Source organism: Pantoea sp. Tr-811, assembly GCF_011752535.1.
Lineage (GTDB): Bacteria > Pseudomonadota > Gammaproteobacteria > Pseudomonadales > Pseudomonadaceae > Aquipseudomonas.
Map to the genome: position 1 here is coordinate 201,603 of NZ_VWXJ01000011.1, position 25,548 is coordinate 227,150.

Genomic DNA, 25,548 nt, shown 5'->3' on the forward strand with positions numbered 1-25,548 from the left:
GTTCAGGCACTGGCCTGCAACGGTGGGGTGGTGGCGGCTTGCTGCACCAGCGGCAGCACTTCCTGGCCGATGCGCAGGGCTTCTTCCAGGTGCGGGTTGGCGGCCAGGATGAACGTGCTGAAACCGGCATCGCGGTATTCAGCCAGGCGTTCGGCGATGTGCTGATGGCTGCCCACCAAACCCACGGTGGGGCCAGGCTTGGCCTTGGCGAAACCGGCCCACAGGTTGCGCGCCAGGATCAGTTCGTCGAAACCCTGCAAGCCTTGGTGGTAAGCCGCCTGGCGTGCACCGCCGACAGAATCGGAGCCTGTGACGAAGCCCTTGGCACTGGCGCTGGCCTTGCCTTCCAGGCGCTCGAACTGCTGGCGCAGCTCGCGCCAGGCTTGCTCCTCGGTTTCGCGGGCGAACAGGTCGACACGCAGGCCGAAACGCACCGTTCGGCCCTGTTTGTCGGCCAGTTCACGCACGCGCTCGATATGCGGCTTGAGTTTGTCGATAGGCTCGGCCCAGTTCAGGTACACATCGGCGTGGCGTGCAGCCACGTCCAGCGCCGCATCGGAAAACCCGGAGAAGTACACGCCCGGTTTGCGTTCGTGTTGCAGGCCCGGCGGCAGGCTGCCGTTTTCCAGGCGGTAGATATCGCCTTCGTAGGAAAACCGGTCCTGGGTCCACAGGCCCTCGATCACGTCGAGGAATTCGCCGGTGCGCTTGTAGCGCAGGTCATGTTCCAGGAAGTCGCCATTGGCCCGCTGGCTGGCCGGGTTGCCGCCGGTGATGATGTTCCAGTCCAGGCGGCCACCGCTGAGGTTCTGCAGGATGGCTGCCTGCTGGGCGGCATAGGCGGGCAGGGTCCAGGTGGCTTGGAACGCGATCAGGAAGCGGATACGCCGGGTTTCGCGGGCCAGCGCGGCGGCGGCAATCCACGGCTCCGGGCCGGTAGGCAGCAACGCGCCTTCGAACCCAGCCAGTTCAGCGGCCTTGGCCACCTGGGCGATGTAGTCGATATAGCTGAAACCATCGGCCTGGCCGTCGGGCAGGCGGCCAGGGGCGATGCTGCCGGGGCGGTGCACGGGGTTGCCGCGGTTGTGGCGGTCGGTGGACAGCTGCGGGCCGTCGGTGCCCAAGGGCAGGCGCCAGAAAAATTCGGTGGTCATGGGGGCTCCTGAAGGGAGAGGTTGTGCGGATGGGGAGGGTGGTGCAACGGCTGTGCCATGGCGGCGCAGGGCCTGTGGGGCGGGGATTTGCCGGGCCAGTACCGGTTGGATTGCTGCTGTAGCAGCAGTGGGGCAGCAGTGGATGCTGAAACAGCAGCAAGAGCGGCGTACCTACCACAGGTACTGCGCTGTACCTGTAGGAGCGGGCGTGCCCCGCGAAGCAGGCGACGCGGTGCATGGCACCGGCCTTGCCGGTGTTCGCGGGGCAAGCCCGCTCCTACAGAAATATCCTTTAAATCAAATTGTTATGATTCGGAGAGGCCGGCATGTCAGGCGTTCATAGGCGCGGTTGCAACCTCTCCGGCACTGCGCTGGTAGGCGTCATACAGCGCCGAATACGCCCCGCCCTGGCCAATCAGCTCGGCATGCGCCCCTTGCTCCACCACCCGTCCCTGTTTCACCACGGCAATCCGGTCCGCATCGCGAATGGTCGCCAGGCGATGGGCAATGATGATCGCCGTACGCCCCTGGCACAGCCGGCGCAGGGCGCGCTGGATGCGTCGCTCGGTGTGCACGTCCACCGCCGAGGTGGCCTCGTCCAGCACCAGCACCGCCGGGTCGGCCAGGTAGGCGCGCACCAGGCACACCAGTTGGCGCTGGCCATGGCTCAGGTGTGCGCCCAGTGGGCCGACTTCGCTGTGGTACTGCTGCGGCAGGCGTTCCAGCACCTCGTCGGCACCCAGCTCGCGGGCCGCGGCAATCAGCTGTGCATCACTGGCAGCAGGCGCAGCCAGGCGCAGGTTGTCGAGGATGCTGCCACTGAACAGCACGTTGTCCTGCAGCACCACGCCCACGTTGCGCCGCAGGTTGTGCTGGGCCAGCGCGCGAAGGTCGATGCCGTCGAGCTTCACGGCGCCCCGCTGTACTTCATAGAACCGCGTCAGCAACTGCACCAGCGTGCTTTTGCCATGCCCCGACGGGCCGACAATCGCCATCAACTCGCCAGCGCGGATGTGCAGGTCGAGGCCATCGATTACCGGCCGTGGGCTGTTTGCGCTATAGGCAAAGCCGACAGCCTCGAAGTCGACCTGGCCACGCGCCCTGGCCAGCGGGTGTGGCACGGGAGGGTCGAGCACCTGCGGGCGGGTGTCGAGCAGCAGGAAGATGCGCTGCGCCGAGGCGCTGCCGGTGGCGTAGCGTTCGAACAGGTCCGACAGCTCCTGCAGTGGACCAAGGAACAGAAACACATAGAACAGGCTTTCGGCCACCTGGCCTACGCTGACCTTGCCTTCGGCCAGGCCATGGGCACCCACCAGCAACAGCACGGCCATGCCGGCGGTACTCAGCAAGGCGGTGAATGGGGCAAACCAGCCGGCGCGCAGGCTGCCGCGAATCAGCGCCTGGTTGAAGTCCTCCAGCAGGCGCCGGTAGCGCGCCTGGTTGCGCTGTTGCTGCCCGCACTGCTGGATCAGCCGCACGCCGCTGACGCTTTCCACCAGGTGCGCGGTGAAACGGCTGCGTTGCTCGGCCACCTTGGCCCAGTTGCGCTGCGATACCCGCTTGAAGCGCCAGGTGGCCACGGCCAGCAGCGGTACGGTGGCGGCCAGGCTGTAAAAGAAGCTGGGCTCGATGCGCCACAGCATCACCGCCGCCAGGCCGCAGCGCAGCAAGGCGCCGAGTAGCTCCGGCGGGCCTTGTACCAACAGCGGCTCCAGCGCATCGACGTCGCGGTCGGCGCGCGCGATGATGCGCCCGGCTCGGGTCTGGTCGAAGTAACTCACCGACAGCGCCTGCACATGGGCGAACACCGTTACCCGCAAGTCATTCAGCACCCGGATCGCCGCGCGCCCGGCAATGAACTGCGATACCCCGGCCAACAGGAAGCGCCCCAGCCAGCTCGCTGCCAGCCCCAGGCCCAGGCAAAGCACCAGGCGCTCGTCGAGCAGCCAGTGATCGGCACTGGCCACCAGGCCCTGGTCGAGTAATTCGCGGACGAACCATGGCCGCAGGAACACGGTAAATACCAGCAGCAGCTCGATGCCGATCACTGCCAGGATCTGCCTGCGAATCGGCCGCAACAGTGGCAGCAGGCGCTGTAACATGCTGCGGTCCAGTGCCTGGCGGGCCAGGCGTTGCTCGATGTCGATATCGCTGGCAGGGGGATGTTGTGCATCAGTCATGGTCGATCCCCAACAGGTCGCGGTAATGGGTGTTGTGGGCGCTAAGCTGGGCATGGCTGCCGCTGGCACTGATGCGGCCGTTTTCCAGCAGCAGCACGCGGTCGGCCAGCAGCAGGGTGGACAACCGGCTGGTGATCAGCAGCAAGGTCGGGCCATGGCCGCCGGTGCTGTGCAGGCGACGGATGTTGTGCAGCACCTGGCGCTCGCCCAGTGCATCGAGGGCGCTGGTGGCGTCGTCCAGGCAGAGGATGTCGGGCGCGCCCAACAGCGCCCGGGCCAGGCACAGGCGCTGGCGTTGGCCGCCAGACAGGGTCACGCCGCGGTCACCCAGTGGCGTATCCAGGCCGTGGGCCAGGCGTTCCAGCACATCCTCGGCGGCGGCCATGCGCAGCGCTTCACGCAACTGAGCGTCACTGGCCTGCGGTGCGGCCAGGCGCAGGTTGGCCGCCAGGCTGTCGGAGAACAGGAAACTCTCTTGCGGCAGCACCTGTACCCGCCGGCGCAGGTCCGCCAGGTCCAAGTCGCGTACATCGTGCCAGCCGTTGGCATCGCAACCGACCTGCACACAGCCATGCTGCACATCGGCCAGGCGCGGCAACAGGCTGGCCAGCAAGCTTTTGCCGGTGCCGGTGGCGCCAACCAGCGCCACCACTTCGCCAGGCTGCAAGGTCAGTGAGCAGTCCTGCAGAATATGCCGGCCGGCTTCAGTTGCGCTGACCTGTACCTGCTTCAACTTCAGCCCCAATGGCCCGGCGGGCAGGCTGGCCTTGCCAGTGACGATGGCCGGGCGCTCGTCCAGCAGCTGCCAGATACGTTCGGCACTGGCGCGGGCATCGGCAAAGGTCTGCATCACCCGGCCAATGCCTTCGATACGGAACACCAAGGTGGTGGCTACCAGCAGCGACGTGACCAGCTCACCGATACCCAGCGCGCCGGCGGCCACCCGGTGGGCACCGTAGACCAGAATCCATACATGCCCCAGCGCGACCACGGCCTGTGGCAATGGAATGCGCGAACTGGCGTAGGCGAGGGCGGCCCGGGCGTGGCCGGTGAACACCCCGACCTGGCTGGCAAAGCGGGCGATGCGCTGGTGTTCAAGGCCAAACGCCTTGATGACCCGAACCCCACCGATGCCTTCGGCCAGGTCCTGGCTGACCTGGTCGTAGGCCGCACCTACGGCGCGGTCCAGCCTGACCAGGCGATCGGTTTGCACCACGAACAGCCACAGCCCGACACCGGTCAGCAGCAGCGGTACCAGGCCCAGCAGCGGGTCGTACCAGCTCAGCAAGCCAACGGCGGCGATGACCACCAGCGGGGTTTCGATGATCTGCCGCCAGAAGGTAATCAGCGCGTCGCGCACCTTGTCGGCATCGCGCGTGGTGCGGGTGACCAGCTCGCCCATGCCGTGGCGCCAGTGGTAACCCAGGTGCAGGCGCTGTACCTGGACGAGGATGCGTTCACGCAGGCGCGTGAGCAGGGCCTGGCTGAGGACCAGCGACAGCACGGCGGCGGCATATTGCAGCAGGCCGCGGCCAAGGGCGATGGCCAGCAGCAGCCACAGCCAGTGCCAGGCCACGCGGGCGTCCAGGCTGCCGTCGGCCAAGCGCTGCACGGCGCGGCCGCTGCTGACATCATCGACGGCGTGGCCGATCAACCACTGTTGCCAGGCCAGGCCAAGATTGCCGGCAATGTACAAGGCCGTGACCAGGGCGAAGCGCCAGGGCATTTCGCGATAAATGGCCAGAGCCCGAAGAAGCGGGTGGTTCATGTAGATGCTCGATTGGAATGCGACACCGCCCCTGTGGGGGCGGCCTTCTGCCGCGAATGGGGCGCGGCGCGCCCCCCGGCTGCAACTTCATTCAACGGCGGGTAGCGCCCTGGTTTTCCTTGGCATTGAGCACTGCCGTGTACTCCCCCGGGTCCGCCCCGTTCAGGTAGTAGTTGCCGACGTTGTGCAGCCGCCAGCGGATCGGGTCGTGGGTGGTGTGCACCCGCGCATTGCGCCAGAAACGGTCAAGGTTCCATTTGCTCAGCGACGCGCTGGCCCCCAGCAACGAGAACAGGCCGCTGGAAATGTTCAGCGATGCTGCATCGGAATGCGCACGCGCGGTGGCCACCGAGAGAATCAGCTCATCCTGCAAGGCCTTGTTCTCCGGGTCGCGCTCGTGTTCGTCGAACACCCGCGCCGCCTCGCGCAGCACCGACTCGGCGCCGCGCAGCGCCACGGCGTACTCGCCCACCTGGCGAATCACATGCGGCTCGTCACTGGCGCGCTCCACGCCGCTCTCCACCCAGGCGCGGGCGTGCTCGCGCAGGTACTCGACGCCGGCCTGCAAGGCACCGGCGGCGATGCCGGTGTCGATGGCGGCGTGGAGGATTTGTGGGAAGGTCAGGCCGGTGCGCTTCATCGGCCCGCTGCGACGGGTGAGGTAGCGCTCGTCGAGCACGATGTTGTCGAAGTTGACGGTGCCACTCACCGAGTTCTGCTGGCCGAAGGCCTGCCAGTCATCGACCAGGGTCAGCCCTGGGGTGTCGCGGTGCAGCAGCACGCCGACGCCACCGTCTTCGCTGGCGGCGGTCAGGGAAATCCACTCGGCCAGGTAGGAACCGGTGGAGTAGAACTTGCTGCCGTTGAGCACCCACTGGCCATCGGCGCGGCGCTCGACGCGGGTCTTGAGGGCAAATTTGTTCTTGCCGCCCACCTCGGCCAGGGCATTGCCGAAGCGCTTGCCGGCCAGCACGTCGGCGATCAGCCGGTCGCGAACCTCATCCGCGTAGCCGGTGAAGATGCCGCGCAGCATCACGTTGTGAATCTGCAGCAACTGGCCGACGCCGCCGTCGGCGGTGGAGATCAGGCGCACGGTTTCAACCACGGTCTGTACCGAGGCGCCGAGGCCGCCGAACCGGGCGGGTACGGCGATGGCGGTCAGGCCACTGCTGGACAGCAGCTCGGCCTGGCGGCGCGGCAGTTGGCCATTGTTGCGCGGGTCGGCGGCCAGTTCGGCGATTTGCGCGGCGACCTGGCGGGCGGTATCGATGGCTTCGGTTTCGCTGGTCAAGCGGCGGGCAGGGGAGGGTTGTAAGGCGCTCATGTAGGGGTCTCGGTTTGTCTCAAGGGCCAGTGCGTCTGGTTCGCGGGTAAACCGCGGTCCCAAAGCCTTGAGCAATATCTCTGCCACAGTGCTTCAGGCCACATGCTGCGCGGCCTCCACCCCCTTTTGCTGCCCCAGCAGCAGCCCCCTTGCTGATCTGGCAGCAGTGCACCCGCAATCCTGCTCCCAGCCCAGCACCCAGCCCCCTGCTGCAACTATCAAACCCACGCAAATCAAGGCCTCCAGCGGTTGGCACGCACACTGCAATGCTGCTTGCACGACGCCCAAGGAGCCACACCGATGACCCTCGCAACCTCTACCCTGCAACCTCTGGCCGACGACCCGCACGCCCTGGAGCGTATCTGGTTCACCCGCTGCCCGGTGCCTACCGCCTCAGGCCTGGCCTACAAGCTCGGCTGGCTGGAGCAGGAGTTCGCCGCCGATGGCCTGCCGGTTTCGACCTTGCAGGAGGCCCGCCAGCTGGGCCACCACCACTACGATCACCAACTGCCCGGGCTGTTTCGCGAAGGCGGCAACGTGCCGGCGCTGGCCGCGCGTGCGGCTGGCTCGCCCAGCCGGCTGATCGGCCTGACCTGGATCGAGGAATGGCAAACCATCCTGGTCCGCCCGGACTCGGGCATTCGCAGCGCCGCCGACCTGCGTGGCAAGCGCCTGGCCTTGCCGGCCTGGGGCGACAGCCGCCCTGGCAGCATTGCCCGCGCCATGAGCCTGCACGGCTACAAAGGCGCGCTGGCCTCGGCCGGGCTGCACCTGGATGACGTGCAACTGGTTGAAGTGGCCTTGCTCGACCAGGCCAGCGCTGCCACCCCGCAGCTGGGCCTGCAACGGCTGTGGTCGGGGCTGGACTACCTGGCCCGTGGCGAAGTCGATGCCGTGTACGTGAAAGGCGCTGCGGCGGCCGATGCCGCACGCCGGCTGGGCTTGGTGGTTGGCGTTGACCTCGACCTGCTGGCCGACCCGCGCCACCGCGTCAACAACGGCACCCCCCGGCCGATCACCGTGCACCAAAGCCTGCTCGACAACCACTTCGACCTGGTGGTGCGTTTTCTTGCCCAGACCCTGCGCGCCGCTGACTGGGCCGCCAGCAACCGCGACGCGCTCAAGCGCATCCTCGAAGAAGAAACCCGCGCCGGCAGCCAAGGCGTCGCCGAAGCCTACCGTGGCGACTTCCACACCACCCTGGCACCGGACTTGTCCGATCAGCGCCTGGCCTTCCTTGGCACGCAAAAGGACTTCCTCTACCTGCACGGCTTCCTTGAAGCCGATTTCGCCATCGCCGACTGGGTCGACCCGCGGCCTCTGCAAGCTGCCCATGAACTGCTGGCCCAGCGCCGCGCCTGACCTGACTGGAGATTGACCATGACCGTACTGATCAACGAACGCCCCGTGACTGCCGAACTGCAAGCTTTCATCGACCAGGTAGTGGCCGAAGCCGAAGCGGCCTTCAGCGTATTTCGCGAAACCAACACCATTACTGCCAATGGCACCGTCGGCTTCATCGAGCGGGTGCCCGGTGAGGAACTGCTGGTGTCGGTGAACTACGGCGGGCCGTGGAACCATCGCAAGCCGCTGCAGGCCACTGTCACCGACTTTGCCGGCAACGTAATCGTCGGCAAGGGCAAAGGCGGCCTGGGCCGATACACCAAGCTGTTCCAGACCCACGCCGATGTCACCACCGTGTCACACGTGCACAGCCCGTACCTCGGCGCCTGGGCCCAAACCCATCGTACCCTGCCGTTCCACTACGTGCCGGTGCAGCGCTACCAGCTGGCGCGTGAGCTGCCGGTGTACATCGACCGGCGCCAGGCCGAGGTGGACTTCATCCTCGACAAGATCGCCGAGAACCCCTTCAACCTGGCCATTCTCGAGGCCAATGGCGGCTCCACGGTGTGGGGCAAGCAGGGCCTGCGGGCCACGGCAGAGTTCATCCTGTTGCTGGAGGAGGGCGCGCAGATCCAGCTGCTGGCTGATGCCCTTGGCGGGTCGCGACCTTATGGGCCGGGGGTACTCACCCAGCAATGGAAGATGAGCGGGCTGTATGAGCGGGCCAGCGAGCTGGGGCTCGTACCAGGCATCGATCGGCGTAGCTAAGCAGACCGCCGGGGGCTGCAAGGCAGCCCCAAGGCCCTTGAACCCCGCACCTCTCTGATGAAATGGACATTTCCCCATGGCAGTAAAAATCCTCTGGTACCTCACCACCCCCGACGGCCCTCACCCCTGGGAGCCTGAAGGGCGCTGGCACACTGACTTCGAGCACCTCAAGCAACTGGCCATCGCCGCCGACCGCCTGGGCTTCTACGGCTCGCTGCTCGGCTCCAGCCCCAACGAAAGCCTGGCCGTGTCGGCGGCGTTGATCGACGCCACCAAGCGCCTGCGTTTTCTGGTCGCCCAGCACCCAGGTGAGCTGTCGCCCGCGGTGTTGGCGAAATGGGCGCTGACCTTCGACCAGTTCTCCAACGGCCGCTTGCTGTTCAACGTGGTCAACGGCAACGACGCTGGTTTGGCCACGTTGGGCGTGCATTACCCACACGATGAACGCTACGACTTCAGCCTGGAATACTGGCGCGCTTTCCAAAGCTTCTACGCCGGCGAAACCGCCGGTTACGAAGGCCGCTACGTCAAGCTTGCACCCCGTTCGCCAGGCGCTGCCCATCACCCGCTGGGCGGTTGGCACCCCCCGAAGCAAAAGCCCGGCATCCCGCTTTGGGGGGCAGGCACCTCGGCGCCGGGTGTGGCCCACTCAGTGCAACTGCTCGATGTCTACCTGAGCTTCGCCGACACCCCGCAAAAGCTTGGCGACAAGTTCCGCCGGGTGGCCGCCGAGGCGGCGAAGATCGGCCGTGAACTGACCTATGGCACGCGCCTGCAAGTGATCGTGCGCGAAACCGAGGAAGAAGCCTGGGCCCACGCAGAACGCCTGTTGCAGCGGACCTCGCTGGCCACCGCGCGCGCGGCCATCGAGCGCCAGTTGCCGCCTGGGCAAACCTTCGACAGCTACGTCAGCGACGACCCGCGTATCCAGCGCAACCTCGACAGCATCCGCGCCGGGCGCCTGCCCACCGCCCGCGAGCTGGAGATCTACCCCAATGTCTGGCTGGGCCCCAGCCTGTTCGGCTTCAACATCCTCGGCCCGGCTGCCGGCACTTACCTGGTTGGCAGTGCCGAGCAGGTTGCCGAGCGCATCCGCGAGTACGAAGCGCAGGGCACCTCGGCGTTCATCCTGTCCGGCTTCCCGCTGATTGATGAGGCGCACCGGGTAGCAGACCTGCTGTTCCCGCTGCTGGACCTGGACCACGGCTTCGATGTGCCTCGCCTGGGCGCAGTCAGCAAGCCTGGCGTGGCGCAACCGGCGTGAGGAGAGGGTGATGAGCGAGCTGTTTTCGCGCCGGGTGTTTCTCGGCAACAGCCTGGCCGTTGGCGGCAGCCTGCTGCTCGGTGGTGGCCTGCTCAGCGGCTGCGACGGTGGCACGCCGGCCGCGGCCAGTGCAGCCCTGCCGGGCACGCCAGTGCGTGGTGGGCGCTTGCGGGTGGGCATTATCGAGGGTGACCAGGCTGGTAACCTCGATGCCCATAAACCGGTAGGCGGCGGCATCATCCGTGGCTGGGCGTTGTACGCCAAGTGCTGGGAATGGAACGCCGACGTCAGCACGCGCCTGGCGCTGGCCGAGTTCGCCGAGCCGAATGCCGATGCCAGCGCCTGGACCCTCCGCCTCAAGCCTGGGCTGGAGTTCCACCACGGTAAAAGCATCACTGCCGACGACATGCTGTTCTCGATCCTGCGCCTGACCGACCCGCAACTGGCCTCGCCATTTGCCGGGCTGGTTGGCGCGATTGATCGGCAGGCGCTGCGCAAGCTGGACGAGCGCACCATTGAAATACGCTTCAAGCAGGGGCAAAGCTTCTACCCGCTGGATGAGACGCTAATCAGTTTCGGCGGCATTGTGCCTACCGACTACCACCCGGTGACCAACCCGGTGGGCGCGGGGCCCTACCGGCTGAAAAGCTTCATCCCCGGCCAGCGCTCGCTCTACACCCGTTTTGAAAACTACTACAAGCCCAACCGCCCTTATGCCGATGAACTGGAAATCATCGAATTCAAGGACCAGGTGTCGCGGGCCGCAGCGCTGCGCGCCGGGCAGATCGACGTGGCCAGTGGTGTGCAGGCCGAGCACAGCGCGCTGCTCAAGGCCGACCCACGGCTACGCCTGTATGCCTCGCCGACCACCTCGTTCACCGGTTTCAACCTGAACCTGGCCAAGGCGCCGTTCCAGGATGTGCGCGTGCGCCAGGCGTTTCGCCTGCTGGCCGACCGCCAGGAACTGGTGGCGCGTGGGCTCAATGGCTTTGGCCGGGTTGCCAATGACCTGTATTCGCCACATGACCCTACCTACAACCACACCATCGCCCAGCGCCCCTACGACCTGGACCAGGCCCGTTCGCTGTTGCGCCAGGCGGGGCAAAGTGACCTGCGCGTCGAGCTGACTACCACGCCGGGGCCGGGCGTCAACGCGGCATTGGTGTTTGCCCAGCAGGCCCTGAAAGCCGGGGTGCAGGTGAAGGTCAATCAGGTGGACGGGTCCGTCTTCAACGGCCCGCAACGCGAGCAATGGCAGCTGTCGCCAGGCGCGACGCCGGCGCGCGGCTTTCTTGCCTCGGCGCTGCACAACGATGCACCGCAGGCCATCTATAACCGCAGCAACTTCCACGATCCGCGCTTTACCGAACTGTTCCAACAGGCCCTGGCCCAGCCCGACCTGGCGCGGCGCAAGGCCTTGGTGCATGAGGCCCAGGCCATCCAGCACGAACGTGGCGGGTTGCTGATCTGGGGCTTCTCCGACGTGCTCGATGCTGCGTCGGCCAAGGTTGGCGGGCTTGCTCCGGAGCAGACCACCTTCGCCTCCTGGCGCTTCGACGAACTCTGGTTGAACCCCAATGCCTGACGCTCACCACACACCTCGCACACCGGCCTGGCTGGCCTGGTTCATTGGCCGCCTCGGTTATGGGCTGCTGACCGCCTGGGTAATCAGCCTGGTGGTGTTCATTGCCACCCAGGCGCTGCCCTCAGACCCGGCGCGGGTGATTCTCGGCCCGGATGCGCCACTGGAAAGCATCCTCACCTTGCAGCGGCAACTGGGCCTCGATCAGCCGATCTTGCTGCAGTACCTGCGTTGGCTGGGTGCCACCCTGCGCGGGGACCTGGGCATTTCGCTGGACTCCCAGGTACCGGTGGCGCAGTTGTTGTTCGGCCGCCTCGGCCATACCCTGGCCTTGCTGGCCGGGGTGTTGGCGCTGGTGGTGCCGCTGGCGTTGTTGCTGGGGGTAGGCCTGGCCCTGCGCCGTGACAGCCGCCTCGACCGCTGGGGGCTGTCGGCGTTGATCCTGCTCAAGGCCACGCCGGGTTTTCTGCTGGCCATCGGCCTTGTGTTGCTGTTTTCCATGCCGGGGATGGGCTGGCTGCCGGCGGTGTCGATCCTCGACCCGCAGTTGCCGTTGTGGCGGCAGTGGCCGTCACTGGTGCTACCGGTGCTGGCCCTGAGCCTGACGGCCTTGCCGTACCTCACGCGCCTGGTGCGGGCTTCAATGATCGAGGCGCTGGAGTCCGAGTACGTGATTGCCGCGCGCCTGCGGGGTATCCCCGAGCGTCGCATCGTCTGGCGGCATACCTTGCCCAATGCCCTGACCCCGGCGATCCAGGGCGTGGCACTTACCCTGCGCACGCTGGTCGGGGGCGCACTGCTGGCCGAGGTGATTTTCAGCTACCCAGGTATCGGCACCGCGTTGAACGCGGCGATCCAGATGCGCGACCTGCCGATGATCCAGGGCGTGGTGCTGGTCATCACCTTGGCGGTGGTGCTGATCAACCTGCTGGCCGACCTGCTGACGGTACTGCTCACCCCCAAGCTGCGCACCGCACGCCGGGTGCGGATGATTCGCCGTATCCGCCGTGGCATTCGCCCATGGTGGCGGCGCACGCGCAGCACCCCTGCCCAGGAGGCTACCCATGACTGATTCCCGTTGGCTGGCCGACCCACAGGTGCGGCGTGGCGCCGTTATTACCTTGCTGGTGGCGCTGCTGGCCGCTTTTGGCCCCTGGCTGGCACCGCATGCGCCTACGGCGATGGTCGGGCCGGTGTACGGCCCCCCGGCTGCGGGGGCGCCGCTGGGGCACGACTTCCTGGGCCATGACGTGTTGTCGCGGTTGCTCAGCGGCGGCCTGTCGGTGCTGTGGATGTCGGTGGCGGCGGCCACCCTGGCATTGCTGGTGGGCGGCAGCCTGGGCCTGTTGGCCGGGTTCGCGCGCAGGCGCCTGGACCAGGCGATCAGCTGGGCGGCCGATGTGTCGCTGGCGTTTCCGGACCTGATCCTGGTGCTGCTGATCGTGTCCATGCTCGGCCGAGCACCTTGGCTGATCGTACTGACCGTGGTCATCGCCTTTACCCCAGGGGTTGTCCGCCTGGCCCGTGGCAGTGCCGTGGCGGTGGCCGGGCAGGAATACGTCGAGGCGGCGCAGATGATGGGGTACCCGCGGTGGCGCATCCTCTTTCATGAAATCCTGCCGAACATCCTCACGCCGCTGCTCGTGCACTTCGGCAACATGCTGACCTGGGCGGTGGGCATGCTGTCTGGCTTGAGTTTTCTGGGTTACGGGGTGGCACCGCCGGCGGCGGACTGGGGCTTGATGATTAATGAAAACCAGGCCGGGCTGCTGGTGCAGCCCTGGGCCGTGGTGGCCCCTGCAGTGCTGATCGGGGTGTTTGCCTATGGCACCAACATCCTTGCCGAAGGCATCGGCCGGGCCAGTGCACGGATTGGGGAGAAGCAACCATGAGCGCGCAGTTGAATGTGGCCAGTGAAGTGCTGCAGGTCAGCAACCTGCGGGTAGAGCTGGCCGGGCAGGTCGATGTGCTGGCCGAGGTGTCCTTCAGCCTTGCGGCAGGGGAGATCGTTGGCTTGGCGGGCGAGTCCGGCTCGGGCAAGACCACCTTGGCCACGGCGTTGCTGCGCCATGCCCGGCAGGGTGCGCGCATTGTTGGCGGGCAAGTGGTGGTGGCCGGGCAGTCGCTGCTCGAACTCGAAGGCGAGGCCTTGCGCCTGGCCCGTGGCGGGCTGGTCGGCTACGTAGCCCAGGACCCGGCCACGGCGCTGAACCCGGCGTTGCGCCTGGGAACCTTGCTGCGTGAAACCCTGCTGGCGCACCAGCCCGGGCTGTCGCGTGAGGCCGCACGCCAGCGCATCGGCGAAACCCTGCTGGATGTGGGCCTGCCGGATGACGACGCCTTCCTGCGGCGCTTTGCGCATCAACTGTCTGGCGGGCAGCAACAGCGGGTGATGCTGGCGCTGGCGTTCGTCTTGCGGCCCCGACTGATCGTTCTCGACGAGCCCACCACCGCCCTGGACGTGACCACCCAGGCCCATGTGCTGCAGACCCTCAAGCGGCTATGCCGTGACCAAGGTGTGGCGGCCCTTTACGTCACCCATGACCTGGCGGTCGTACGGGACCTGGTCGACCGCGTGATGGTGATGTACGCCGGGCGGCTGGTGGAAGTGGCCGGGCGCGAGGCGCTGTTTCGCGTACCGCTGCATCCCTACACCCGCGCCTTGCTCGCGGCCATTCCCGACATTGCCCAGCGCCAGCCGTTGCAGGCGATTGCCGGGCATGCACCGGCACCGGGGCAGCGCCCGGATGGTTGTGCGTTTGCGCCGCGCTGCGGCAGGCGTCGTGCAGAGTGTTCAGTGATCGAGCCGTCGTTGTTGGCGCACGACAGTGGGCATCGGGTGGCCTGCCTGGTGCCATACCAAGAGCCCCTGCCGCTGGGCGAGGCGGCCTTCGAGGCTGCTGCAGCGGGCGGCGCTGTGTTGCTGGAGGTTCAGGGGCTGGATGTCGCCTACGATCGCCAGGTGCTGTTCGATGTGTCCCTGCGGGTGGGGCAAGGGGAGTGCCTGGCGCTGGTGGGTGAGTCGGGTTCGGGTAAGACCAGCCTGGCCAGGGCGATTGCCGGGCTGGGCGAAAACGTTCAGGGGCGAATGCGCTACGCCGGCAAACCCTTGGCGTTTGCCGCGCGCGAACGTGATGCCCGGTTGCGTCACCAGATCCAGTATGTGTTCCAGAACCCCTATCGGGCCTTGAACCCAAGGCAGACGATCGGGCAAACGCTCAGCGCGCCGTTGGCGCACTTTTTCGGGGTACGTGGAGAGCAAGCGCGTCAGCGGGTCGAGGCCGTGCTGGAACGGGTGTCGCTGCCGGCGCGGGTGGCGGGTTTGTACCCGCATAGCTTGTCTGGTGGTGAGCGCCAGCGGGTGGCGATTGCCCGGGCCTTGATCTGCGAACCGAAATTGCTGGTGTGTGACGAGATCACCTCGGCGCTGGATGTCTCCGTGCAGGCGTCGATACTGGCCTTGCTGCAGCGCTTGCAGCGGGAGGGGGTGACGTTGTTGTTCGTGACCCACGACCTTGGCGTGGTGCGGGCGATTGCCGACCGGGTGCTGGTACTGCGCCACGGGCGGGTGGTGGAGCAGGGCAGCGCCGCACAGGTGCTGGACCGACCGGCGCAGGCCTATACCCAAAGCCTGGTAGCGGATTCAAATAGTAACTACCTGATTTAACGGGGAATTCTGTAGGAGCGGGCTTGACCCGCGAACACCGGCGAAGCCGGTGCCACGCACCGCGTCGCCTGCTTCGCGGGGCAAGCCCGCTCCTACAAGGGGGCCTTGGGCCGGTCAGAACTGGTAGTCCACCTGTGCCAGCAAGGTGCGGCCCGGCATCGGTTGCAGGAAGGTATTGGTGGAGCCGGCCAGGCCGCTGACGAAATTCAGCTCGTCGGTGACGTTGAGCATGCGCACGGTCACACCCCACTGCGGCTGGCGGTAGTACACGGCAAGGTCGAGGTTGTATTCGTCTGGCACTTTCACCGTCTTGCTCAGGTTCAGGTACCAGCTGCTGGTCCACCAGCCGGAAAGCTCGACGCCAAACCCTGAGTCGAAGCGGTAGTCGACATACCCGCCGACGTTGTATTCGGGAATCTGCACCGCATCGAACTTACCCGACGGGCGCTGGTTGAGGCTGTTGTTGTCGCCAAATACCGTGCCGTTATCGGCAATGAACCCCGCCGAGGCAAACCCAGCCTGGCTGGTGAATTCGTTGTAGGCGCTGATGCGGCTGAGGTTGAGGCCGCCGCGCAGGTGCTGGTCCTGGTAGCGCAGGGTCGCCTCCCAGCCTTTGACGATCAGCCGGGCAATGTTGTTGTTGCTGTCCGGCGACTGGTCGCGGGCCTGTTTGTAGGCGGCCAGGGTAAGGAACAGTTGGTCGGGCACCGCTTCCACTTTCAACCCAACCTCATGCAACACGCTCAGGCTCTCGAAGGCCAGCGGGTTGAGCTGGTTGGCCCCCGCGCCGCTGCCCCAGCCCAAGCCGTTGGTGAAGAAGCCGGTGTTCACGGCGAGGGAACGGTCGAACGTGTAGTACAGCGTGCTGTTTTCGGTGGGTTTGAAATAGGGGCTGACCTGCACCGAGAACAGCCGGTAGTTGTCCGCGTCTTTGCGCGGGTTGCCGCCGGGTAGCACGAAGGGGTTTTCGATACGGGCGTCGATCCAGCTGCGGCTGGCGCCCAGGTTCAGGCCCACGCGCTCGCCCAGGCGCAGGTTGTGCTGGCTGAACAGGGTCTTGGTGGTCCAGGTGCTGTCGGCGGTATAGGGCGCCACCGATTCGGCATACAAACCGTGCCCGGCAGGGTACATGGCGGGCAGGTTGAGCCAGCCGTAGTAGCTGGAATACTGCGCCACGCCGGGTTGGCCGATCCAGGCCGCGTTGCCACCGGCGGGGTTGCGCCCGCCCAGGCCGAGCAGGTCGCCGGGGTTCTTCAAGGTCGGGTCGAGGGTCAGGTCATAGGCGTTGATGGTGCTGCCAAAGCTGTTGTTGGCGGCGATCGACTCGTTGCGCTCGCGGCGGTAGATCAGCCCGGTGTTGCTGTCGTCGACCAGGGTCAGGCCGCCCAACTGCCACTGGCCACGGGCGCGAAATTCGAAGCGGTTGTCGAAAATGTCGTCCTTGCCCTGCACCTGGAACGCCCCGACGGCATCGGTGGTGTCGGTGGAATGCTGGTAGAAGGTGCTGTTGGCCAGGGTGATCGATGGGCTCAGGTCACCTTCCACGCGCAGTTGCGTGGTAAAGCGCCGCGAGCGGTTTTCATCCTGCGCGCGCTGGCCGGCCTGGGACGACAACGAGGTCAGGCCGTTTCCCGCCAGCGATGGATCGTAAACCCAGCCACGCAGGCTGCCGGGGCTGGCCTGGGTATTGGGTGATGCGCCCTGGAAGCTGCCGTCGACGACCTGATACTGGCCCTGGGCATTGCGCTGGCGCTGCACCCAGCCCAGCACCTGGGCGTCGGCTGCACCGGATGACAGCACCGGTGACCATAAGGTATTGCCGTTCTGGATGATCGGTGTGGCACGCCCGGCGTAGTACTTGCCGTGGTCGACCAGGCCCTGGGTAGCGCGGTTCCAGCCGTGGGTGATGTTGTAGTCGTAGTAGTCATCGTAGGCGGCGTTCCAGTCGACCCGCAGGTTGTCGTTACGCCAGGCCAACGCGCCGTAGAAGGCGTCGAAGTTGTTCTCGACGTTGTCGTAGAAGTCTTCCTGGCGCTGGCGGGAGATGCTCACCCGGTAGGCCAGGTTGTCCGTCAGCGGGCCGGTGTTGTCGATGCTGAACTTGGTCGCATCGCGTGATTCGCCATCGGGGATCCAGCTGCCGATCTCTCCACTGAGCTTGGTGCGAAAGCGGTTGAAATCGGGCTTCTTGCTCAGGTAATTGACGTAGCCGCCGCTGCCACTGACCGAACCGTAGGTCACCGAAGACGGCCCTGCGACGATGTCGGCGCCTTCATAGGCATTGAAGTTGGCCGGGTGGCGCACGCCGTAGGCACGCTGGCCGTCCTGGAACACCTCGGTGTTCTGCCCGCGCATCTGCGGTGCGATGCCGGCGTTCTGGCCACCGCCGCGGGTAATGCCGGGGGCGTACTTGACCAGGTCATCGGCGCTGCGGATCGGGTCGTTGGCCAGTTGTTCGGCATTGACCTGGGTGACCGAGCGCGGGGTATCCAGCACCTTGGCTTCCAGGCCGCCGTAGATCGAGGCGGGCGGACGGGTGGGCAGGGCGTCGTCGTCGGCCTGTTCAGCCTGCACGGTGACGGTTTGCAGTTGGGTATCTTCGGCATGCGCCATCGGCATGGTGGCGGCGAGAATGGCCAGCGCCAGGGTGCTGGGTTGGAATTTCGGGTGCAACAAGTTAACGCGGGGCATTGGCTGAGCCTCGTTCGATAGGGGGGGCAGGGCGCAGCCGCGCCTGCGGTTGAAGGTTCTGAGGGGGTACGGCGGCCCTGGATGCCTAACGCTGAATCAGCTTTTCAGCCACAGGCTCTCGAACCGCCAGGTACTGAACAGCGACTGCTCGGCCTGCGCGCCACCCACGCGGGTGCTGACGCTGTCGAGCAGGTCGGCAAAGCCCCAGATCAGCATGCCGCCGCGTTCGTACTGGATACGTTGCGCGCGGTGCACCAGCGCCTTGCGTTGTTCCAGGTCCGGTTGGGCCATGGCGGCGAGGAATGCCTCGCTGAACTCCGGGTCGTGGAAGTGGGTTTTGTTGGCCACCGCGAACGGTGCGTCGGTATGGATGGCGCTGGCCAGGAACGGCGCACCGATGCTGCCACCGGTACTGAGCGTCCAGTCGTCGCGCTGCGGGCCCTGGAAAGTGGCCAGGTCGACCTGGCGCACGTTGATGGTCACGCCGATACGCTGGGCCTGTTCGGCCAGCACCAGTGCCGAAGCCAGCCCCAGCCCAGGCGTGGTCACCAGTTCCACCTGCAACTGTGCATGCCCGGCTTCACGCAGCATTTGCGCTGCCCGCTGCGGGTCGTGCGGCCGCGGGCCAATGCTGTGGTCGAAGGTAGGGTCGAACGGTGCGTACAGGTCGTTGGCCACCCGGCCCTGGCCGTTCAGCGCACGGCGCACCAGTTCCTCGCGATCGGCCAGCAGGCGGAACGCCTCACGCACACGCGGGTCGTCGAACGGCGCCTTGGCAGTGTTCATGTCAAACGACAGCCAGTTGCCGCTTACCGATTTCAGCAGGCGCAGCCGTGGGTCGGCTTGAAGCACCTGCAAATGCTCGGTGGACATGACATTGGCCATGTCGATCTGCCCGGCACGCAACGCCGCCAGGCGGCCGGTCTGGTCCTTGAAGTCGATGATCTCCAGTTCATCGGCATAGGGCTTGCCGGGTTTGTAGTAGTTGGCGAAGCGCGTGAACAACGAGCGTTGGCCCGGGGTGAAGCTTTTCAGTTTGTACGGCCCGGCACCGACCGGGTTGGTGACAGGGTGATAGTCGACCGGCACGATGCCGCCGAAGTTGACCCAGGTTTCCGGCAGTGGCAGGTAGCTGCGCCCATCGCGAAAGCCCAGGCGCACGGTGCGCTCGTCCAGCTTGACCAAATTGTCGCGGTCCACCCAGTGCAGCAGCGCCGCGTAGGGCGAGGCCAGTTGCGGGTCAGTGAGGCGGCGGATGGAGAACATCAGGTCGTCAGCATCGATGGTCTTGCCGTGGTGGAATTCCAGCCCCGGTTTCAGCCGCAAGGTCCAGCCGCTGGCATCGGCGTTGGGCTCGGCGAACTCAGCCAGGGCCAGGCGCGGCTGCATCTGCTCGTCCCACTCCCACAGTTTGCTGTACAGGGCAAACCCACGCACGATGCCGCTGCCAATAGGCTTGTGGGCGTCGAGGTTGCCGCTCTGGTTGCCGTCGATGATCCCTAAGCGCAGGCGGCCACCATGGCGCGGCTGATCGGCTGTGCCATGGGCCGGGCTGTCGGCCGGGCCGCAGCCGACCAGTACACCGCCGGCCAGTACGCCGGCGTGGCCCAGAAAGGTGCGCCGGCTCAGTGGGTATCCGTCCCAGGCCATGGCGTCAGGCTCCGTTACTGGCGTGCAGTTGCACGGGGCCGGCCGGCTGGCGGGCCAGGGGGGCACGCTGCTGGCGAAAGTGCGGCAGGATGTGCTCGCCAATCCGGTAGGCTTCTTCCAGGTGTGGGTAGCCGGCCAGGAAAAACAGGTCGACACCAATGCCGTGGTACTCGCCAATGCGTGCCACCACGTTGGCGTAGCTGCCGACCAGTGCGCAGCCCGGCGGGACGCCGATGTAGCCGAAACCGGTCCACACGTTGGGGTGGATGAAGAAGTTGTCGAACGTCTGTTGGTCGCCCTGGTCGTTGTAGCCGTGTTCATAGCTTAGCTTGCGCGCCGTGCGCAGGCCTGCGTGAGCCGCGCGGGTCTTGACCGTGCCCTTGGCCACGCCTTCGTCGAAGAAGCGCTTGGCCTCGGCCAGCGCGGCTTCTTCGGTATCACGGGCAATGACGTCGATGGATAGGCCAAAGCGGATGTCGGTACGGCCCCACTTCAACGCGCGGGTGCGGATGTCGGCAATCAGTGCGGCGATCTCGTCCGGGTGTTCGGCACGCATCAAGTAGAAATCGGCGTGCTTTGCGGCAAACTCGCGCGCGGCTACCGACGAGCCCGCGGTGCAGATCAGTGGCAGCTCGGCCTTTTTCAGCGGGCCGCGCAAGCCGCCGCCTTCGGCGCGGTAGTAAGCGCCTTCGTAGTGGAACTGCTCGTTGTGCCAGTAGCCGCGCACCACGTCCATGAATTCGGTGGCACGGGCATAGCGTTGGTCGTGGTCCTCGAAGTCGCCGACCTGGCGCTGGATGGCATCCGAGCCGCCGTTGATGATGTTCCACACCAGGCGGTTACCGGTGGCGCGCTGGTAGGTCGCAGCCTGTTGCACAGCGACCCACGGGGTGTAGTGATAAGGCTGGAACGCGGTGACGAATTTCAGTGTGCGGGTTTCCCGGGCCAGCAGCGAGCACACCGTCCAGGGTTCTTCGCCGGTGGGGGCGTTGACCATCAGCGCGCCGCCAAAACCGTTGATTTCAGCAGCGCGGGCGATCTGCCCGAGGTAGTCGATATAGGTGAAGTGATCACCGACGGCAAACCCCGACACCGCACCGGTGCTGGGCCCTCCCGCATGCCAGTCACCGCGGTTGCGCGGGTCGCCGGGGAGGAACTGGGTTTCGCCATGCAGTGGCAAGCGGGTGAAGAATTCGATGCTCATGGGTTGGCTTCCTTACTGGACGCTTGGGCTGCAATTGGGGGTGACGGGCTGGCCACTGATGACCTGGCGGGCGAAGGGGATCGAGTCCTTCAGCGAGGCATTCACCGTTTCACTGTGGCCCAGGCCTTTGTACAGGTGGCCCTGCACCACCGAGCCGGCCTTGCAGGCGTCCTCCATCAACGCCACTTGGGTGGCGGCGGCGGGGGTCTTGTCCTCGGCGCCGGTGCCGATGAAGATCGGCTGGGCCAGTTTCAGGGTGGGGTACGATACCTGCGCCAGCCATGGCTTGAGCTGGTCGCCCTTGTAGTCTTTCTTGGCGTTGGCTGGGGTCAGGCCTGTGCCGACCACATCGCTGACCAGTGCTGACAGGCAGCTGGTGCGGGCCTGTTCGAACAGTGGCAGGGCTTTGTCGGTGTAGAAGTCACGTGGGTCGATGCTCGGGTCATACTGCTGCGCAGCCAGCAGGGTATAGAAGCCATAGGCCAGGGCCGGGTCGACCTTGTCCTGGTCCTGCTCACCGACACTCTTCGAGCCCACGGTGTAGATCACCCCCGTGCCGATACTGCCCTTGACGCCCAGCGTGGGCGCATAGGTTGCCGCATAGGCCCCGGCGGCAAAGGCCCCGGCGCCGCCTTGCGACTGGCCAATGATCAGCACCTTGTCGGCCAGCCCCGGCACGCCGGCGACCACCGCCTTGGCCGCATCGAGAATGCCGTACGCAGCCATGCGGTTGTTCAGCAGCGGGTGGCCGCCCGGGACACCAAGGCCCTGGTAGTCGGTTGCGACGATGGCGTAGCCTTCATCGAGCCAGCGGTTCAGGTATTGCACGTCGCGGTAGCTGCGGCCAGCCCAGGACGGCGCGCAGATATCCGCCACGCCGACGGTGCCGTGGCCCCAACTGGCAACCGGCCAGCCGCCTGCCGGCGCCTTACCTTTGGGAATGAACAGTGCGCCGGAAACCACGATCGGCGTCTTGCCGTCGATGCCATCCAGGGAGGTGTAGAGAATGCGTTGCGCGCTGGCTGCATTGGGCAGGCTAAGTGCCTGCTCTAGTGGTTCGCTGCGCAGCAGCTTGCCGGGGGTGGCGGGGATGGCCTTGCTCCAGGTGTAGAAGGCCGACACACGGCCATCGCCCTGTTGCGGGTCGGGTTTGGGGACGTAGGTTTCAGCGGCCATGACCCCGATGGACAGGGCCAGGGTGCTGAGGCCGAAGATGAGCGAAGCAGGCAGTTTCATGGGTAAGGTTCTCAAGGTTGTTGGCTGATCTGGGCGTCGAGCGACGGCCAGTAGTGGGTCAGTTGCAGGTCGATGAGTGCCTGGCGGGTAAAGCCCGTGGCCAGGTCGCGGGTAATGTCGTAGGGCGTGCGGATCAACCGGTTGGCCAGGGCGTACTGGCCCAGTGCGTCGTAGTGGGCCTTGAGCTGGGCGTCGGTTTTCGGCGCCCAGTGCGTCTTCCACGCGACCGGGTCGTTCTGGTCGTCACGGCGCAGCACGCTTTCGCTGACACCGGCACGGGACGACAGCGCGTAGTAGCCGTCGCGGTTCTGCTCTTGCGAGATCCACCAGGCCGCGCGCACCCAGGCGGTGGCCACCAGTTGGGTCAGGTCGGCATGTTGCTCGACGAAGCGGTCAGTGCCCCACAGGTCGGAGACGAGTCGCCAGTCGTTGGCGCCTTGCTTGGTCGACCAGAGGATGCGTGCCACGCCTTTGTCTTCCAGGGCATAGGCTTCGTTGAGCAGTACGGCCGCATCGACCTTGCCGGCGGACACGGCTGCGGCGCCTACCTGGGGGTTGAGGTTGGCGATCTTGAAATCGCTGAGTGCCAGGCCCTGGCTCTGCAGGAAGTTACTGAAGGCGAACTCCCACGGGCGGCCGCGGTGCAAGGCCAGGCGTTTGCCCTTGAGGTCCTGGATGCTGCGCGCCGGCGAGTCGTTCGGCACCACCAGATAGATGTTGTTGCCGCTGCCGCCCGGTACCACCAGCTTGCCGGGCACCTGGCCAGCCCCGGCGATGACCGAGGGCAGGTCACCGCGTACGGCAAAGTCCAGGCTGTCGTTGCTGAAGCCTTCGTTGATCTGCGGCCCGGCGCCTGCGTGGGGCAGGGCAGTCCATTGCAGTTTCACGCCGCGGGCAGCCAGTTGCTGTTCCAGCCAGCCTTCTTCAATCACCCGCCCGGGGATGCCGCCGAACACCGGGGTACCGCCCTGGGTGAAGGCGACGATGGCGATGCGCACCGCCGCCGGTGGCTCGGCTGCCAGCGCAGCCAAGCTAAGGGTCAGGCCGCCCAGCAGGGTGAGGATATGACGCCAGGGATTATTCATGTGCAGCTCCAGGCAATAGGTACTGCAAGCCAAGAGCGAAATACATGCCAGCCTGCCATGATGTGGCTACAGCCCTTTGAATTCGCGGTGTTCGGGGGATAGCTAGCGGGACAGAGAGGCCGTGCCTGCTGATCGGCGGGCAGGGGAGTGCTGGCGGGTTGCTGCTGTAGCAGCAGTCAATTGCTGGAAATTTAAATATTTCTATTTGATATATCTAAATATTAATTAATAATTTTTTGATCTAATTTGTTTCATGCACTATGGGCCTGCGCGTCAACTGCCAGGAATGCCCCTATGTCGCTGATCACCCATCCCAATGCCCGCGAGCTGACCAAGTCGGTACGTGCCACCGTGCTCGTGTTCAAGGACCCGCGCTCCCAGGAACTGCTCAGCCGCATCGAGCGCTTGGCGCCTAGCGAAGCCAATACCCTGATCATCGGCGAAACCGGCACCGGCAAAGAGCTGGTTGCCCGTCATATCCACCATCTCAGCCGCCGGGGTCGTGAACCATTCGTGGCGGTCAACTGCGGTGCCTTTGCCGAAACCTTGGTGGAAAGCGAACTGTTCGGCCACGAAAAAGGTGCGTTCACCGGCGCCACCAGCGTCAAGGCCGGCTGGTTCGAAGCGGCCAATGGCGGCACGCTGTTCCTCGATGAAATTGGCGACCTGCCGCTGAACATGCAGGTGAAATTGCTGCGGGTGCTGCAGGAGCGTGAAGTGGTGCGCCTGGGCTCACGTACGCCGATTCCGATCAACGTGCGGCTGGTGGCGGCGACCAACGTCAACCTGGCCGATGCTGTAGTGGCGGGGCATTTTCGAGAGGACCTGTTCTACCGGCTGCATGTCGCGACCATACGCCTGCCGCCCTTGCGCGAGCGGCCAGGAGACATCCTGCCTCTGGCGGAGTTTTTCATTGAAGAGCATTGCCGCCGGCTGGGCTACGAACGGGCATCGCTGAGCCCGGATGCCGAGCGCAAGCTACTGGCGCACAGTTGGCCTGGCAACATCCGCGAGCTTGAAAATGCCATTCACCATGCGTTGCTGGTGTGCCGCTATCAAGTGGTGGCGCCGGCGGACCTGCACCTGGTCGATATGAGGCCACAGGTGTCGGCGCCTGCGGTCCCTGGATACTTGCCTGCAGCGAGCGCGGCAGCGCCTGACCTTGAAAGTGCGTTGCTGGCGTTGTTCGAGAAGAATGTGCCGAATTTGTATGAGCATATCGAGGAGACGGTGTTCAGGGCGGCGTATCGATATTGCCATGGCAACCAGTTGCAGACGGGACGGTTGTTGAACATCAGCCGCAACATCGTGCGTGCGCGGCTGGAGAAGATTGGGGAGTTGTCTAAAGCCTGAATTGTGCTGCTTCACCCGCAAACTGGCACCATCGGCATTTGACGCTTCGGGTTGTGATTGAATTGCCTAACTGAACAGCATTGGTAAGCTGCGGCGGTTCAACCTCTTTACCCGGAGTCATCAATGGATGTGCTGAATGCGATGCAGGTGTTCGTGAGCGTCGTGGAGACGGGCAGCTTTACCAACGCTGCACAGTCGCTCCACATGCACCGGCCGGCTGTGTCAAAGTCAATTCAGCTTCTGGAGCAGCGGCTTGATGGGCGACTGCTCAACAGGTCGACACGCAGGCTCAGCATGACCCCGGAAGGTGAGGCGTTTTACCACCGATGCAAGGCCATCCTCGACAATGTCGGGCAGGCAATGGCGTCGCTGGGTGATCGCCCTGCGCGATTGGTCGGGAAGCTGCGTGTTGACTTGCCAGTATCGGTAGGCCACCTGCTCATCATTCCGTCACTCATGGCGTTCCAGCAACGCTATCCTGGGATTGAGTTGACGTTGGGTACCAGTGATAAGCCGATCGACCTCATCAGCGAAGGCGTCGATTGCGTCGTGAGGCTTGGCGCACTGGAAGATTCCAGCCTGATAGCCAGCGGGATTGGTTATCTGCCCATGGTGACCTGTGCATCCCCTGCGTACCTCGCTCGACATGGGGTGCCTGAGCGCATTGCTGATCTAAGCGAACACCTCGCGGTGAACTATTTCTCGGGCAGCAATCCTCGCACGCTGGAATGGTTGTTTGTTCAGGGCGATGAAGTCCAGACCGTTCGTGTCAGGTCGGCAATCAATGTGAACGATACTCAGGGATTCGTCGCATCAGCCTTGGCGGGGTTTGGCCTGATTCAAGGCCCTGCGCTCAATGTTCAGGCTCATCTTGAGTCCGGCGCGCTGGTACGGGTGATGCAACATTGCCCAATCCCTTCCAAGCGCGTCTCGATCCTATACCCCCATCGCGACCTGATGCCGCCGACAGTCGAGGTCTTTGTCGCATGGCTAAGGTCACTGATGGCAGACAAGGGCTTGACCCAGCCTTGATTGGTAATTCTGTGGATACCAGTCTGTAACTCGGGCACGCCTTTTTCTTCGGCTTGCAGCTCAGTAATTTTGAGCTTTGAGCATTCGCAAGAGGAACAAAGACATGTCAAAGGTTGTTCGTAAGCGCTCCATGAACCCCACATTCAAAGCGCTCAACTGATCCCGGATGCTGTGCTCCCGATTTCTTTCCGGAGCCCGCCGACCATGATGCGACCCGACGCCAAAGTCGAAACAGTCTACCTCTAC

General features: G+C 65.2%; 19 protein-coding genes. 9 read left to right on the forward strand and 10 right to left on the reverse strand.

What is annotated here, in order from left to right; genetic code table 11:
* Positions 1-2 precede the first annotated feature (2 nt).
* The 4 genes from F3J44_RS18015 to F3J44_RS18030 all read right to left on the reverse strand — a co-directional run bounded on the left by F3J44_RS18015 (position 3) and on the right by F3J44_RS18030 (position 6,426).
* Complete coding sequence (locus F3J44_RS18015; protein WP_167274621.1) at positions 3-1,154, reverse strand: LLM class flavin-dependent oxidoreductase; 1,152 nt, start codon at positions 1,152-1,154, stop codon at positions 3-5.
* Positions 1,155-1,483: 329 nt separating this feature from the next.
* The gene (locus F3J44_RS18020; protein ID WP_167274624.1) at positions 1,484-3,334 is read right to left on the reverse strand and encodes an ABC transporter ATP-binding protein; all 1,851 of its coding nucleotides are present in this window, start codon (positions 3,332-3,334) and stop codon (positions 1,484-1,486) included.
* A complete protein-coding gene (locus tag F3J44_RS18025) occupies positions 3,327-5,102 on the reverse strand; it encodes an ABC transporter ATP-binding protein (protein WP_205299972.1) in 1,776 nt (591 codons plus the stop codon). Before F3J44_RS18025 ends, F3J44_RS18020 begins: the two co-directional genes overlap by 8 nt.
* A 91-nt stretch (positions 5,103-5,193) precedes the next feature.
* Entirely contained in the window at positions 5,194-6,426 is a 1,233-nt protein-coding gene (locus F3J44_RS18030; RefSeq protein WP_167274626.1) for an acyl-CoA dehydrogenase family protein, read from the reverse strand.
* 300 nt (positions 6,427-6,726) lie between these two features.
* On the opposite strand from F3J44_RS18030, the gene F3J44_RS18035 reads away from it, so the two are divergent.
* The 7 genes from F3J44_RS18035 to F3J44_RS18065 all read left to right on the forward strand — a co-directional run bounded on the left by F3J44_RS18035 (position 6,727) and on the right by F3J44_RS18065 (position 15,051).
* Complete coding sequence (locus F3J44_RS18035; protein ID WP_167274629.1) at positions 6,727-7,788, forward strand: ABC transporter substrate-binding protein; 1,062 nt, start codon at positions 6,727-6,729, stop codon at positions 7,786-7,788.
* Between the two features lie 18 nt (positions 7,789-7,806).
* Complete coding sequence (locus F3J44_RS18040) at positions 7,807-8,538, forward strand: class II aldolase/adducin family protein (RefSeq protein ID WP_167274631.1); 732 nt, start codon at positions 7,807-7,809, stop codon at positions 8,536-8,538.
* Positions 8,539-8,614: 76 nt separating this feature from the next.
* Positions 8,615-9,802: an LLM class flavin-dependent oxidoreductase gene (locus F3J44_RS18045; protein ID WP_167274634.1), complete on the forward strand. Its 1,188-nt coding sequence runs from the start codon at positions 8,615-8,617 to the stop codon at positions 9,800-9,802.
* A gap of 10 nt (positions 9,803-9,812) precedes the next feature.
* Entirely contained in the window at positions 9,813-11,387 is a 1,575-nt protein-coding gene (locus tag F3J44_RS18050; RefSeq protein ID WP_167274637.1) for an ABC transporter substrate-binding protein, read from the forward strand.
* On the forward strand, positions 11,380-12,456 hold the full coding sequence (locus tag F3J44_RS18055; RefSeq protein WP_167274639.1) for an ABC transporter permease: 1,077 nt from the start codon (positions 11,380-11,382) through the stop codon (positions 12,454-12,456). Before F3J44_RS18050 ends, F3J44_RS18055 begins: the two co-directional genes overlap by 8 nt.
* Positions 12,449-13,276 (forward strand): ABC transporter permease, encoded by an 828-nt coding sequence (locus F3J44_RS18060; protein WP_167274642.1) that lies wholly within the window; start codon positions 12,449-12,451, stop codon positions 13,274-13,276. Before F3J44_RS18055 ends, F3J44_RS18060 begins: the two co-directional genes overlap by 8 nt.
* A complete protein-coding gene (locus F3J44_RS18065; RefSeq protein WP_167274645.1) occupies positions 13,273-15,051 on the forward strand; it encodes an ABC transporter ATP-binding protein in 1,779 nt (592 codons plus the stop codon). Before F3J44_RS18060 ends, F3J44_RS18065 begins: the two co-directional genes overlap by 4 nt.
* Before the next feature lie 114 nt (positions 15,052-15,165).
* Here the strand turns inward: F3J44_RS18065 and F3J44_RS18070 are convergent, their stop codons facing one another.
* From F3J44_RS18070 to F3J44_RS18090, 5 genes are all read right to left on the reverse strand, one after another.
* Positions 15,166-17,742: a TonB-dependent siderophore receptor gene (locus F3J44_RS18070; RefSeq protein ID WP_167274647.1), complete on the reverse strand. Its 2,577-nt coding sequence runs from the start codon at positions 17,740-17,742 to the stop codon at positions 15,166-15,168.
* A gap of 96 nt (positions 17,743-17,838) precedes the next feature.
* Entirely contained in the window at positions 17,839-19,392 is a 1,554-nt protein-coding gene (locus F3J44_RS18075; protein ID WP_167274650.1) for an ABC transporter substrate-binding protein, read from the reverse strand.
* A 4-nt stretch (positions 19,393-19,396) separates the two neighbouring features.
* Positions 19,397-20,596 carry an LLM class flavin-dependent oxidoreductase gene (locus tag F3J44_RS18080; RefSeq protein ID WP_167274653.1) on the reverse strand — a complete coding sequence of 400 codons (1,200 nt, stop codon included), beginning with the start codon at positions 20,594-20,596 and terminating at the stop codon, positions 19,397-19,399.
* 12 nt (positions 20,597-20,608) lie between these two features.
* Positions 20,609-21,832, reverse strand: coding sequence for a lipase family protein (locus tag F3J44_RS18085; RefSeq protein WP_167274655.1), 1,224 nt, complete (start codon positions 21,830-21,832; stop codon positions 20,609-20,611).
* 11 nt (positions 21,833-21,843) lie between these two features.
* Complete coding sequence (locus tag F3J44_RS18090) at positions 21,844-22,917, reverse strand: PhnD/SsuA/transferrin family substrate-binding protein (RefSeq protein WP_167274659.1); 1,074 nt, start codon at positions 22,915-22,917, stop codon at positions 21,844-21,846.
* A 294-nt stretch (positions 22,918-23,211) separates the two neighbouring features.
* On the opposite strand from F3J44_RS18090, the gene F3J44_RS18095 reads away from it, so the two are divergent.
* Together F3J44_RS18095 and F3J44_RS18100 are read left to right on the forward strand one after the other, a co-directional pair.
* Entirely contained in the window at positions 23,212-24,270 is a 1,059-nt protein-coding gene (locus F3J44_RS18095) for a sigma-54-dependent Fis family transcriptional regulator (protein WP_167274661.1), read from the forward strand.
* 123 nt (positions 24,271-24,393) lie between these two features.
* Entirely contained in the window at positions 24,394-25,302 is a 909-nt protein-coding gene (locus F3J44_RS18100; protein WP_167274664.1) for a LysR family transcriptional regulator, read from the forward strand.
* A 60-nt stretch (positions 25,303-25,362) separates the two neighbouring features.
* Here F3J44_RS18100 and F3J44_RS29610 read toward each other — a convergent pair.
* Positions 25,363-25,548 (reverse strand): hypothetical protein (locus F3J44_RS29610; protein WP_205299973.1); only part of this gene is annotated, 186 nt, incomplete at its 5' end.

What these genes read in the sequence shown, in the direction of transcription:
- F3J44_RS18015 (WP_167274621.1), bottom strand. Translation starts at nt 1,154, where the DNA reads ATGACCACCGAATTTTTCTGGCGCCTGCCCTTGGGCACCGACGGCCCG.
- F3J44_RS18020 (WP_167274624.1), bottom strand. Translation starts at nt 3,334, where the DNA reads ATGACTGATGCACAACATCCCCCTGCCAGCGATATCGACATCGAGCAA.
- F3J44_RS18025 (WP_205299972.1), bottom strand. Translation starts at nt 5,102, where the DNA reads ATGAACCACCCGCTTCTTCGGGCTCTGGCCATTTATCGCGAAATGCCC.
- F3J44_RS18030 (WP_167274626.1), bottom strand. Translation starts at nt 6,426, where the DNA reads ATGAGCGCCTTACAACCCTCCCCTGCCCGCCGCTTGACCAGCGAAACC.
- F3J44_RS18035 (WP_167274629.1), top strand. Translation starts at nt 6,727, where the DNA reads ATGACCCTCGCAACCTCTACCCTGCAACCTCTGGCCGACGACCCGCAC.
- F3J44_RS18040 (WP_167274631.1), top strand. Translation starts at nt 7,807, where the DNA reads ATGACCGTACTGATCAACGAACGCCCCGTGACTGCCGAACTGCAAGCT.
- F3J44_RS18045 (WP_167274634.1), top strand. Translation starts at nt 8,615, where the DNA reads ATGGCAGTAAAAATCCTCTGGTACCTCACCACCCCCGACGGCCCTCAC.
- F3J44_RS18050 (WP_167274637.1), top strand. Translation starts at nt 9,813, where the DNA reads ATGAGCGAGCTGTTTTCGCGCCGGGTGTTTCTCGGCAACAGCCTGGCC.
- F3J44_RS18055 (WP_167274639.1), top strand. Translation starts at nt 11,380, where the DNA reads ATGCCTGACGCTCACCACACACCTCGCACACCGGCCTGGCTGGCCTGG.
- F3J44_RS18060 (WP_167274642.1), top strand. Translation starts at nt 12,449, where the DNA reads ATGACTGATTCCCGTTGGCTGGCCGACCCACAGGTGCGGCGTGGCGCC.
- F3J44_RS18065 (WP_167274645.1), top strand. Translation starts at nt 13,273, where the DNA reads ATGAGCGCGCAGTTGAATGTGGCCAGTGAAGTGCTGCAGGTCAGCAAC.
- F3J44_RS18070 (WP_167274647.1), bottom strand. Translation starts at nt 17,742, where the DNA reads ATGCCCCGCGTTAACTTGTTGCACCCGAAATTCCAACCCAGCACCCTG.
- F3J44_RS18075 (WP_167274650.1), bottom strand. Translation starts at nt 19,392, where the DNA reads ATGGCCTGGGACGGATACCCACTGAGCCGGCGCACCTTTCTGGGCCAC.
- F3J44_RS18080 (WP_167274653.1), bottom strand. Translation starts at nt 20,596, where the DNA reads ATGAGCATCGAATTCTTCACCCGCTTGCCACTGCATGGCGAAACCCAG.
- F3J44_RS18085 (WP_167274655.1), bottom strand. Translation starts at nt 21,832, where the DNA reads ATGAAACTGCCTGCTTCGCTCATCTTCGGCCTCAGCACCCTGGCCCTG.
- F3J44_RS18090 (WP_167274659.1), bottom strand. Translation starts at nt 22,917, where the DNA reads ATGAATAATCCCTGGCGTCATATCCTCACCCTGCTGGGCGGCCTGACC.
- F3J44_RS18095 (WP_167274661.1), top strand. Translation starts at nt 23,212, where the DNA reads ATGTCGCTGATCACCCATCCCAATGCCCGCGAGCTGACCAAGTCGGTA.
- F3J44_RS18100 (WP_167274664.1), top strand. Translation starts at nt 24,394, where the DNA reads ATGGATGTGCTGAATGCGATGCAGGTGTTCGTGAGCGTCGTGGAGACG.